An 11,636-nucleotide genomic window follows, 5' to 3' on the forward strand; every position below is an offset into this window, starting at 1 on the left:
AGGCGGCCGAAGCACGCCTCCGTTCAGGCGGTGATGTTCAGGGTGCGGCCGCGGTTGGGATCGGCCGGCAGGCTGGGGGCGGACCCGCGCGACTCGGCGGCCTTGGCGGCGGCGCTTTCGGTCGTGTCGTTGTCGCGGTCGCCGTCGCTGTCGATCCCGGTGGGAGCCGGCGGGGTTGCCGGGCGGCTCTGCAGCGGCGACGGCATCGACGGCAGGGAGGCGGAGGAGGTGGCGGACAGCATCGGCGGACATCCTGGCAGGAGCGGTTGGGGCCGGGCACCGGTCACGCCGGTGCGGCCCGGGGAGGGACAGTCCCCACCGGTCTATCCTGCCAAGCTTACATGTGGCTTACGGGGCGCCGGAGACAGCCGGGATCGGCCGTCCTGCGTCGGTTCGCCGCTGCATAGGCGGAAAGTGCAGGGTGAAGCTGGCGCCGCCGCCGGGGGTGTCCTCGACCGACACGCCGCCGCCATGCGCCGCCATGGTGCGGGCGACGATGGACAGGCCCAATCCGGCGCCCTTGGCGCCGTCGGCGCGGTCGCGGCCACCCTGCCAGAAGCGTTCGAACACATGGGCGCGCAGGTCCGGCGGAATGCCGGGGCCGCGGTCGATCACCCGCAGCAGCGGCTCTCCCGCTGCCGATACCGCCAGCTCCACGCTGACCGTGCTGCCGGCAGGGGCGTGGCAGACGGCGTTCTCCACCAGATTGCGCAGGGCGCGGAACAGCGGATCATGGGCGCCGCGCACCGGAAGCGGCCGGTCGTCGCCGACCACCTCGATCAGCCGCCCCTGCCCGAGCGCCAGCGGAGCGAGATGGGCCGAGACCTCCACCGCCAGCCGGGCCAGATCGACCGTGTCGTCGGGGGCGATGCGCAGGGCGTCCAGCCGGGCGAGATCGAGCAGCTGGTCGACCAGCCGGGCCATGCCGGCGACATCCTCGCGGATCGGGGCGCCGGGGCTGCCGATCAGCGCCAGATGGGCGTCCAGCACCGCCAGCGGCGTGCGCAGCTCGTGCGCGGCGTCGGCGATGAAGCCGCGCTGGGCCTCGTATCCGGCCTCCAGACGGTCCAGCGCCTGGTTGACCGCGCGGACCAGCGGCAGCACCTCGCGCGGCATGTCCTGTTCCGGCAGCCGTTCCGACACGCTGTCCGGCCCGATCTCGGCGGCGCGGGCCGAGGCGCGGCGCAGGGGGCGCAGCCCGCGATGGATGATGACGAGGTTGACCAGGATCAGCACCAGGGCGAAGGGCAGCCAGATCCAGCCGAAATGCTCGACGAACTCCTCCAGCAGCCATTCGATGTGCAGTTCCTCCTCGCCGGAGGCCACCTGGATCCAATAGGGCCGGCCGCCGACGGTGATGCGGTGGCTGAGCCCGTAGAGCGGCGGTTCGCCACTCTGTGCCGGCACGCGGAAGACGGTGTGCGGCCGATCCGCCGCGCCGGGGTCGAGCGGGCCGTCCACCCCGTCGGAGCCGAGCAGCAGCCGGCCGTCCCCGTCGACCACGGCGAAGGAGGCGGCGTTCACCCGCAGCATCGCCCGCACCGACTCAGGCAGCTCGGTGTTCAACCCGTCGTTTGGCCCGCGAACCGCCTTCTCGATCACGCGGGCGACGCCTGACAGGGTGCGCTGGCGCATGCGGTCGTGGGTGCCCTTGAACTCGACATAGAGCAGCAGCGCGGTGGTCGCGACCGCCAGCAGCGTGACCAGCACCAGCCAGCGCGCGATGGCCGCCAGCAGGGACGGCGGGCGGCCGGCCTTCGCTTCGGCGCTCATTCACCGTTCTCCCCGCCGCCGCTCTCCCCACTCCCGTTTTCCCCGCCGGCCTCCGCCGGGGTTTCGGTCAGGATATAGCCGATGCCGCGCAACGTCTGGACGCCGGCCGTCGCGCCGGCCGCCTGCAGCCGCTTGCGCAGCCGGTGGATCAGCACCTCGACCGCGTTCGACCCGACCTCGTCGCCGAAGCCGTAGAGGCCGTTTTCCAGCGCCGCCTTCGACACCACCCGGCCGGCACGGCGCAGCAGCAGTTCCAGCGCGTCCAGCTCGCGCCGGCTGAGGTCCAGCGGCCGGCCGGCGACGGTCGCCAGCCGGGCAGCCGAATCGAAGGCGACGTTCCCCTGCTGCAGCACCATGCCCAGCGCCGCCCCCGGCCGCCGCAGCAGGGCGCGGATGCGGGCCACCAGCTCCTCCAGCGCGAAGGGCTTCAGCAGATAGTCGTCGGCCCCCAGGTTCAGGCCCCGGACCCGGTCGTCCACCCCGTCGCGGGCGGTCAGGATCAGCACCGGGGTGGTGTCGGCCCGCGCCCGCAGCGCCGACAGCAGCGTCAGCCCGTCGGCATCCGGCAGGCCGAGGTCGAGCAGGACGGCGTCGAACCCGGCGACCGCCAGGGCGGCCGACGCATCCTCCGCGCTATGGACGAGGTCGACGGCGAATCCGGCCTTGCGCAGCCCCTCGGCGGTCAGGGACGCCAGCCGGCGGTTGTCTTCGATCAGCAGCAGCCGCAAGGGAAAGGTCCGGAGCCGTGGGCGGGGTGCGGTGGCCGCGACTCTCCGCCTTTTGTCCGGCGACTGCAAGCAGGGCGGGATGGGGGCGGGGCGGGCTTCACCTCAGCCAGGGCGCGGTGGCCCACAGCCCGCGCAGGGCCTTGGTCGACCGGGCCAGTTCGGCGGCGTACTGGTCGGGAGGCAGCAGGCGGAGAGGCTGATACAGCTCCGTCATCCTGGCCTGGAAAGCCGGATCCCTGGTGGCGCCGGCCAGCGCGTCGATCAGCTTCGCCCGCACGTCGGGCGGCAGGCCCCGCGGGGCGGCGATGCCGCGCAGCGACGACATCAGCGTGGGAAAGCCCTGCTCCGTGAAGGTGGGAATGTCCGGCGCCTGCGGTTGCCGCCGCTCGGTCATCACGCCCAGGATGCGGATGCGGTCCTTCCTCTTGTATTGCATCGCCTCGCCGACATTCACGGCGCTCAGCATGATCTTCTTGTTGGCCAGCGCCGCCTCGTTGGCGGCGGAGCCCTGGAAGGGCACATGGGTGAAGGTCACGCCGGCCTGACGCTGGAACATCAGCATTGCCAGATGGTCGTCGGAGCCGATGCCGGTGGTGCCGACCGTCACGCTGTCGGGGTTGACCCTGGCGAAGGCGGCGACGTCGGCCAGCGAGTGGAACGGGCTGTCCTGATGGACGGCGAAGGCGCCGGGATCGTCCACCAGATTGTAGAGCGGGTCGAGCCGGTCCAGCGAATAGCGGGCCTGACGCTCGATCGGGATGGCGTTGACGTTGGGCGAGTTGATGGCGCCGATGGTGTAGCCGTCGGGGGTCGCGTCGGCGATGGCGGCGAAGCCGATCTCGCCGCCGGCGCCGGGCTTGTTCACCACCTCGATCCGGGCGCCGTTGCCCAGATGCTTTTCCAGGATGGGCGCCAGCGCACGGACCAGCAGGTCGGTGCCGCCGCCCGTGCCGAATGCGACGATCATCGTGACCGGCCTCTCCGGATAGGCCGCCCGGGCATGCGTCGCCGACAGGAACAGGGCGCCGGCCACGGATGCCAGGGTCAGAGCTTTCCAGAACGTCATGGTCCCCCCTTAGACGATGCGCCGCGCTGCGATGCGCCACGCTGGCGGGCCGGAGGCGTCTTGCCGGGCGGCAAGGGGTGCATCCGGGCCGATTCGGCGCAAAACGGCAGCCATTCCGGCGGGTTCGCTGTAATCGCGCATGGCGACGGTCCGGCTGCCGCGGAATATCTGGGATTGTTCCTAAATCAGCAAGAACAATCCTTCAATGCTGAAGCATATGGTTTTGCGACATCGCGTCAATACACCGCAGAAGTTCGGGAATGATTGATGGTTGGGACAAGGTCTTCCAAATATGTACTGCGGATATGCCGGTGAAGTCCGAATATTTTGCTTTCCCGCTACCGGCCGCCCGAAGTCGAGAATCGTCGGCGGACAGTCGTCTTCCGCCACCCGGCCGCCGACGGCCCTTAACGCGGAGTTGCAGCCGTCCGATATGCTTTGACGCCTTGCGGCTGGGGTTTTTCCCTTTATTCGCGAAGGAGATGAAATCTTTATCGGCCCGTGATAGGCGATGCATTCACCGGTACTCGCGGCCGTCGTGCCGGACGGGCCGCGGCCGGCGGAAGGGGGGCCGAACGGGTGGCGGCGAACCGATGGAAAAGGACGGCATTCCGGCCGATTCCCGGGCGTTGACAGTTGGTGGGCACCGCACTATGGTGCGCGCCTTCAATCGAGCCGCCGAGCGTTCAGGAACAGCATCATGAAAATCGTCAACTCCCTGAAGTCGATGAAGACGCGCCATAAGGCCTGCCGCGTGATCCGCCGCAAGGGCCGCGTCTACGTCATCAACAAGCAGAACCCCCGTTTCAAGGCCCGCCAGGGCTGATCGATCCGCAAGGATCGATCGACTGCGAGGCCGGGCATCGCGCCCAGCCTCTCCGTCATCGGGTGTTTACGCAAGAGCCGCGCCTTCGGGTGCGGCTCTTGCGTTTTGGGGCTTCGGCATCGGGACCTCCGGAATCGGGAACTGCATCGGCTTGTCTTGGGATCGCGGCGAATGGTACGTGTGGCGGACGAGTTCGCCGCAACGGGATAAGGACCGCCCGCCATGAAGATGCCGGTGCCGGACAGCGGGATCATCGCCCGCCGCCGGGAGATCGTGGAGGCGCTGCGCGCCATCGTTCCGGGCGAAGGCGTTATCGTCGACGAGAACGAGCTGCGCGCCTATGAATGCGACGGGCTGACCGCCTTCCGCCAACTGCCGATGGTCGCCGTTCTGCCCAGCACGGTGGAGCAGGTGTCGCAGGTCCTGAAGGCCTGCAAGGCGATGGGGGTGAAGGTGGTGCCGCGCGGCGCCGGCACCTCGCTGTCGGGCGGGGCGCTGCCGCTGGCCGACGGCGTGCTGCTGGGGATGGGCAAGTTCAAGCGCATCCTCGACATCGACTATGCGAATCGCTGCGTCACCGTGCAGCCGGGGGTGACCAATCTCGGCATCTCCAACGCGGTCGCGCATGAGGGCTTCTATTACGCCCCCGATCCGTCCAGCCAGATCGCCTGCACCATCGGCGGCAACATCGCCGAGAATTCCGGCGGCGTGCACTGCCTGAAATACGGGCTGACCACCAACAATGTGCTGGGGCTGGAGATGGTGCTGATCGACGGCACGATCATCCGGCTGGGCGGCAAGCACCTGGACGCCGGGGGCTACGACCTGATGGGGATCATCACCGGGTCGGAGGGGCTGCTGGGCGTGGTGACCGAGGTCACGGTGCGCATCCTGAAGAAGCCGGCGACCGCCCGCGCCGTGCTGCTCGGCTTTCCGACCAGCGAACAGGGCGGCGACTGCGTGGCCGCCATTATCGCCGCCGGCATCATCCCCGGCGGCATGGAGATGATGGACCGCCCCGCCATCCACGCGGCGGAGGCCTTCGTCCATGCCGGCTATCCGCTGGACGTCGAGGCGCTGCTGATCGTCGAGCTGGACGGGCCGGCGGCGGAAGTCGACCACCTGATCGACCGGGTGGAGGCCATCGCCCGCGACAAGGGCGCCTGCTACGCCCGCGTGTCAAAGAGCGAGGAGGAGCGGCTGGCCTTCTGGGCCGGGCGCAAGGCCGCCTTCCCGGCGGTGGGGCGGATCAGCCCCGATTACTACTGCATGGACGGCACCATCCCGCGCAAGGCGCTGCCGCTGGTGCTGCAACGGATGCAGGAGATGTCCGACCGCTGCGGCCTGCGCGTCGCCAACGTCTTCCATGCCGGTGACGGCAACCTGCACCCGCTGATCCTCTACGATGCCAACAAGCCGGGCGAGCTGGAGGCGGCGGAGGAGTTCGGCAACGACATCCTGCGCCTGTGCGTCGAGGTCGGCGGCGTGCTGACCGGCGAGCATGGGGTGGGCGTCGAGAAGCGCGACCTGATGACCGACCAGTTCGACGAGGCCGACCTTCAGCAGCAGCAGCGGCTGAAATGCGCCTTCGACCCCGACGGTCTGCTGAACCCCGGCAAGGTCTTTCCCACGCTGCACCGCTGCGCCGAGCTTGGCCGGCTGCACGTCCACCAGGGGGAGCTGCGCTTCCCCGACATTCCGCGCTTCTAAGGGGCAGCCCACCGCCATGACCATCACCACATTGAAGCCGGAAACCGCCGCGCAGGTGACCGACGCGGTGCGCTGGGCGCTGTCGGCCGGCGAACCGCTGGAGATCCTGGGCAGCGGCAGCCGCCGTGGGCTTGGCCGCCCGGTGCAGGCCGGCCACGCGCTCGACCTGTCCGGCCTGTCGGGCGTCATCGCCTATGAACCGGAAGAGCTGGTGCTGACCGCGCTGGCCGGCACGCCGATGGACCTGATCCGCGGCATGCTGGCCGACCGCGGGCAGCATCTGGCCTTCGAGCCGCCGGAGGGCGGGACCCTGGGCGGGCTGGTCGCCAGCGGTCTGGCCGGGCCGCGCCGCATCTCCGCCGGCTCCGTCCGCGACCACACGCTGGGGATCGCCGGGGTCAGCGGCCGGGCCGAAGCCTACAAGGGCGGCGGCAAGGTGGTGAAGAACGTCACCGGCTATGACGTGCCCAAGCTGATGGCGGGCTCCTTCGGCACGCTGACCGCGCTGACCGAGATCACGGTGAAGGTGCTGCCGGCGCCGGAGGACACCGCGACGCTGCTGCTGTTCGGTCTGGACGACGCGGCGGCGGTGGCGATGCTCGACCGCGCGCTGCGCAGCCCCTACGAGGTGTCGGGAGCCGCCCATCTGCCGGCGTCCATCGCGGCGCGGTCGGGCGTGTTCGACGTGGCGGGGGCGGGCGGGGCGGTGACGCTTGTGCGTCTGGAGGGATTCGGCCCATCGGTCGCCGCGCGCGTTACCATGCTGCGCGAGGAATTGCGGGCCGACGCCGTGCTGGGGCGCGACCTGTCGCTGGTGCTTTGGCGCGAGGTGAGGGACGGGGTGGGGTTGGGTGTTGACACGGACCCCCACCCTAACCCTCCCCCGCTGGGCGGGGGAGGGGACTCCGCCGCTTCGATGCCTGACTCCCTCCCCTGCCCAGCGGGGGAGGGTCGGGGTGGGGGCAATCGCAGCGACACTCACCTCTGGAAACTCTCCGTCCCCCCCTCCGCCGGCCCCTCCACGGTGGACACCATCCGCCGCACGCTCGACGTGGAAGCCTTCTACGACTGGGGCGGTGGGCTGGTCTGGCTGGCAGCACCCTCCGACTCGGCTGCAACCATCCGCGGCGCCCTCTCCGCCGGCGGCCATGCCACGCTGGTGCGGGCGCCGGAGGCGGTGCGTGCGGCAAGCGATGTGTTCCAGCCCTTGCCCGAGCCGCTGATGGCGCTCAGCCGCCGGGTCAAGGAGAGCTTCGACCCCAAGGGCATCCTCAACCCCGGCCGCATGTATGCGGGGCTGTAACGGGAAGACCGACCTCGATGCAAACGAACTTCTCGCTGGCCCAACTGGCCGATGCCGCGATCCGCGAATCGGACCAGATCCTGCGCAAATGCGTGCATTGCGGCTTCTGCACCGCAACCTGTCCGACCTACACCATCCTGGGTGACGAACTGGACAGCCCGCGCGGCCGCATCTACCAGATCAAGGACATGCTGGAGAAGGGCGGCCCGCCGCCCGACACGACGGTCAAGCACATCGACCGCTGCCTGTCCTGCCTGTCCTGCATGACGACCTGCCCGTCGGGCGTCCATTACATGCATCTGGTCGATCACGCCCGCGCCCATATCGAGGCGACGCACAGCCGCCCGCCGGCCGACCGGGCGGTGCGCGACCTGCTGGCGCGGGTGCTGCCCAATCCGCGGCTGTTCCGGATGGCCCTGCTCGGCGCCTCGCTCGGCCGGCCGTTCCGCGTCCTGCTGCCCAAGCGCCTGTCCGCCATGCTGGCGCTGACCCCGGCCAGCGTCCCGGCGCCGAGCTACAGCGACCGGCCGGGCGTCCATCCGGCGGAAGGGCCGCGCAGGAAGCGTGTGGCGCTGCTGATCGGCTGCGCCCAGCAGGTGCTGGCGCCGCAGATCAACGAGGCGACCATCCGCCTGCTGACCCGCCACGGCGTCGAGGTGGTGGTGTCGAAGGGCGCCGACTGCTGCGGCGCCTTGACGCACCACATGGGCAAGGAGGACCTCGCCCACGCCGCCGCGAAGAAGACCATCGACGCCTGGACGAAGGAGATCGAGGGCGAGGGGCTCGACGCCATCGTCATCAACGCGTCCGGCTGCGGCACCAGCGTCAAGGACTACGGCCACATGTTCCGCGAGGACTCCGCCTATGCCGCCAAGGCGGCGCGGGTGGCGTCGCTGGCCAGGGATGTCACCGAACTGATGGACGAGATCGGGCTGTCCCGGCCGGTGGTGGAGACGGGGCAGGCCGTCGCCTACCATTCCGCCTGTTCGATGCAGCACGGCCAGCGCATCAAGGAGCCGCCGCGGGCCCTGCTGCGCGCCGCCGGATTCCTGGTGAAGGAAATCCCGGACGCCCATCTCTGCTGCGGGTCGGCCGGCACCTACAACATGCTGCAGCCCGAATTGGCGGGGGAGTTGCGCAACCGCAAGGTCGCCGCCATCGAAAGCACGCAGGCCCAGGCGGTGGCGGCCGGCAACCTCGGCTGCATCACCCAGATCGCATCGGGCACCGGCCTGCCGGTGGTCCATACGGTGGAATTGCTGGACTGGGCGACCGGCGGCCCGATGCCCGACGCGCTGGCCGGCCGCGCCGCCTTCCGGCAGGGCGGGGCGCGGGCGGCCTGAGGGGCGGGGCAAGAGACGAGGCAGGGGAGGCGGTGGCGTAGGCGGTGCCGGGGGGTTCCTTACCCCCACAATTCTGTGTTTATCTGCGTTCATCTGTGTCAGAAAATCCGCCCGCTTCTCCGCCCATCCTCCCAGCCCCGCCCCGCCCCGTTCAGGTCAGCCCCTTGTCCTTGCCACCCACGGAAAACGTCCCGATGAGCGCCGCCTACGGAATCACCCAACGCCTGTCGGCCTGGGGTGTTCACATCTTCACGGCCAGCGGCGCCGTGCTGGGGCTGCTCGGCCTGCTGGCGGCGGCGGCGGGCGACGCCAAGCTGTGCCTGATGTGGCTGGGCATCGCGCTGGTCGTCGACGGCGTCGACGGCACGCTGGCCCGCCGCGTTTCGGTCAAGCAGGTGCTGCCGGGCATCGACGGGTCGGCGCTCGACCTCGTGATCGACTACCTGACCTATGTCGTGGTGCCGGCGGTTTTCATGCACCGCTTCGGCCTGCTGCCAGAGGGGCTGATCAGCATCGCGCTGGCCGCCTGGATCCTGCTGACCGCGCTCTATTGCTTCGCCAATGTCGGGATGAAGAGCGGCGACAATTATTTCGTCGGCTTCCCGGCGATCTGGAACGTGGTGGCGCTCTATTTCTGGCTGCTCGACCTCAGCCCCTGGTTCAACGCGGCGGTGGTGGTGGTTCTGGGGCTGCTGACCTTCACCACGGTCAAGTTCCTGCATCCCTTCCGCGTCAAGGCGTTGATGCCGCTGAACATCGCGGTCACCACGGTCTGGCTGCTCTGCTGCATCGCGCTGGTGGTGATCTGGCCGGCGCGGCCGGGCTGGCTGTTCGGCCTGTGGCTGGCGACCTCGGTCTATTACGCCGCGGTCTGCGCTTGGCGGACCCTGCGCGGTCCCTGATGAAATCTCCCTCTCCCCCCCGGGGAGAGGGTCGGGGTGAGGGGGAACCGCGGCGTGGCTGTATCGGGAATCCGGAGCGCCGGCATTCTGACTGATCCCCGCCATGCATCCCCCTCACCCTAACCCTCTCCCCGGGGGGGAGAGGGGAATCTCAGGGAACCGGGGCGGCCGGCGGACGTTGCACTTGCGCAGTCCGGCATCCGCTCCAGCAAAGGGTTCCCGCTTTGGCCGAAGGCTCCACCAAGGTCGTGCTCGCAGCGCTCGGCGGCAATCTGATGATCGCGCTGACCAAGTTCGTCGCCAGCGCGATGACCGGCAGCGCCGCCATGTTCAGCGAGGCGATCCATTCCGTCGTCGACAGCGGCAACCAGCTGCTGCTGCTCTACGGCATCCGCCGCGCCCGCCGTCCGCCGACGCCGCAGCATCCTTTCGGCCATGGGCGCGAGGTCTATTTCTGGTCCTTCGTGGTCGCCGTGCTGCTGTTCGGCATCGGCGCCGGCCTGTCCGTCTATGACGGCTGGCACGCCCTGTCCAACCCGGAGCCGGTGGACAGCCCCTGGGTGAATTTCGCCGTGCTGGGCTTCGCCGTGCTGTTCGAGGGCTTCTCCTGGTTCGTCGCGCTGCGCGAGTTCCGCCGCACCCAGAACGGCGTCGGCATCCTGTCGGCGCTCCACCGGTCGAAGAACCCGTCGGTCTTCGTCGTGCTGCTGGAGGATACGGCGGCGCTGATCGGCCTGCTGATCGCCGGCATCGGCCTCTATCTCGGCGAGGCGACCGGCAATCCCATTTACGACGCCTATGCCTCCATCGCCATCGGCGTCGTGCTGGCCATCGTCGCGGCCCTTCTGGCCTACGAGTCCAAGGGGCTGCTGATCGGCGAGTCGGCCGACCGCCGCATCGTCGACGGCATCCGCCGCATCGTCGGCGAGGAGGCGCGGGTGAAGCGCCCGCTCGACGTGCTGACCATGCATATGGGCCCCGACGACGTGCTGCTGAACCTGTCGGTGGAGTTCCAGGACAGCCTGAACGCCCGCGAGGTCGAGGACGCCGTCTGCACGCTGGAAAGCCGCATCCGCAGCCAATACCCGGTCGTCCGCCGCATCTTCGTCGAGGCCGAATCGCTGCGCGCCCGCCGCGGCCGGCAAGAGGATGGTAGGCAGGAGGGTGACGGAGCCGCCCCGGTGGTCCAGGGCGGGCAGGGGCTTCCCGCCGAGTGATGACGGCGGCCCACCCGATCCGCATCGGCACTGCCGGCTGGGGCATCCCCAAGCTCTCGGCCCCGGCCTTTCCGGTGGAGGGCACCCATCTGGAACGCACCGCCCGTGTCATGCCGATGACCGAGGTGAACAGCAGCTTCTACCGCCCGCACAAGCCGGAGACCTGGGCGCGCTGGGCGGCCTCCACCCCGCTGGGATTCCGCTTCGCGGTGAAGCTGCCCAAGGCGATCAGCCACGAGGCCCGGCTGGCCGGCAGCGGCGCGGCGCTGGACCGCTTCCTGGCGGAGGCGGGGATGCTGGGCGACCGCTTCGGCCCGCTGCTGGTCCAACTGCCGCCCAGCCTGCGGTTCGACCGTGGGGTGGTGGAGGATTTCTTCGCGCTGCTGCGCGCCCGCTTCGACGGCGACGTGGTGTGCGAGCCGCGCCACGCCTCCTGGTTCACCGACGCCGGCGAGGCGCTGCTGGCCGACCACCGTGTCGCCCGCGTCGCCGCCGATCCCGCCCCGGTGCCGGGGGCCGGCGAGCCGGGCGGCTGGGACGGGCTGCGCTATTGGCGGCTGCACGGGTCGCCGGTGATCTACCGCTCCGCCTACCAGCCGGCGGTGCTGGACGCTCTGGCCGGGAGGTTTTTGGCGGAGGCGGCGCTGCGGCCGGTCTGGTGCGTCTTCGACAACACCGCCGACTTCCACGCGGTGGACGACGCGCTGGCCACGATGGCGCGGCTGGGAATGGAACCGCCCGGCGCCCGGGACTGACCCGCCCTCGATT

General features: G+C 70.0%; 12 protein-coding genes. 8 read left to right on the plus strand and 4 right to left on the minus strand.

Annotated elements, in window-relative coordinates; genetic code table 11:
- Window positions 1-23: 23 nt before the first annotated feature.
- From PWS46_RS01610 to PWS46_RS01625, 4 genes are all read right to left on the minus strand, one after another.
- A complete protein-coding gene (locus PWS46_RS01610) occupies window positions 24-242 on the minus strand; it encodes a hypothetical protein (protein WP_434617181.1) in 219 nt (72 codons plus the stop codon).
- A gap of 106 nt (window positions 243-348) precedes the next feature.
- Window positions 349-1,773: an ATP-binding protein gene (locus tag PWS46_RS01615; protein WP_434617184.1), complete on the minus strand. Its 1,425-nt coding sequence runs from the start codon at window positions 1,771-1,773 to the stop codon at window positions 349-351.
- Window positions 1,770-2,501 (minus strand): response regulator transcription factor, encoded by a 732-nt coding sequence (locus PWS46_RS01620; protein WP_434617187.1) that lies wholly within the window; start codon window positions 2,499-2,501, stop codon window positions 1,770-1,772. The genes PWS46_RS01615 and PWS46_RS01620 overlap by 4 nt, the downstream gene beginning before the upstream one ends.
- A 97-nt stretch (window positions 2,502-2,598) precedes the next feature.
- Entirely contained in the window at window positions 2,599-3,567 is a 969-nt protein-coding gene (locus PWS46_RS01625) for a tripartite tricarboxylate transporter substrate binding protein (RefSeq protein WP_434617190.1), read from the minus strand.
- A 60-nt stretch (window positions 3,568-3,627) separates the two neighbouring features.
- On the opposite strand from PWS46_RS01625, the gene PWS46_RS01630 reads away from it, so the two are divergent.
- The 8 genes from PWS46_RS01630 to PWS46_RS01665 all read left to right on the plus strand — a co-directional run bounded on the left by PWS46_RS01630 (window position 3,628) and on the right by PWS46_RS01665 (window position 11,623).
- Complete coding sequence (locus tag PWS46_RS01630; protein ID WP_434617193.1) at window positions 3,628-3,831, plus strand: hypothetical protein; 204 nt, start codon at window positions 3,628-3,630, stop codon at window positions 3,829-3,831.
- Between the two features lie 436 nt (window positions 3,832-4,267).
- Window positions 4,268-4,393, plus strand: coding sequence for a type B 50S ribosomal protein L36 (gene ykgO, locus PWS46_RS01635; protein WP_012973122.1), 126 nt, complete (start codon window positions 4,268-4,270; stop codon window positions 4,391-4,393).
- Window positions 4,394-4,615: 222 nt separating this feature from the next.
- Entirely contained in the window at window positions 4,616-6,103 is a 1,488-nt protein-coding gene (locus tag PWS46_RS01640) for an FAD-linked oxidase C-terminal domain-containing protein (RefSeq protein WP_149273097.1), read from the plus strand.
- A 16-nt stretch (window positions 6,104-6,119) separates the two neighbouring features.
- Complete coding sequence (locus PWS46_RS01645) at window positions 6,120-7,406, plus strand: FAD-binding protein (RefSeq protein WP_434617199.1); 1,287 nt, start codon at window positions 6,120-6,122, stop codon at window positions 7,404-7,406.
- A gap of 17 nt (window positions 7,407-7,423) precedes the next feature.
- Entirely contained in the window at window positions 7,424-8,749 is a 1,326-nt protein-coding gene (gene glcF / locus PWS46_RS01650; protein ID WP_434617202.1) for a glycolate oxidase subunit GlcF, read from the plus strand.
- A gap of 194 nt (window positions 8,750-8,943) precedes the next feature.
- The gene (gene pcsA / locus PWS46_RS01655; protein ID WP_149197616.1) at window positions 8,944-9,651 is read left to right on the plus strand and encodes a phosphatidylcholine synthase; all 708 of its coding nucleotides are present in this window, start codon (window positions 8,944-8,946) and stop codon (window positions 9,649-9,651) included.
- Between the two features lie 224 nt (window positions 9,652-9,875).
- Complete coding sequence (locus PWS46_RS01660; protein WP_434617206.1) at window positions 9,876-10,868, plus strand: cation diffusion facilitator family transporter; 993 nt, start codon at window positions 9,876-9,878, stop codon at window positions 10,866-10,868.
- Entirely contained in the window at window positions 10,868-11,623 is a 756-nt protein-coding gene (locus PWS46_RS01665) for a DUF72 domain-containing protein (protein ID WP_434617210.1), read from the plus strand. The genes PWS46_RS01660 and PWS46_RS01665 overlap by 1 nt, the downstream gene beginning before the upstream one ends.
- Window positions 11,624-11,636 lie beyond the last annotated feature (13 nt).

It is taken from the genome of Azospirillum sp. B2RO_4, assembly GCF_051124815.1.
GTDB lineage: Bacteria > Pseudomonadota > Alphaproteobacteria > Azospirillales > Azospirillaceae > Azospirillum.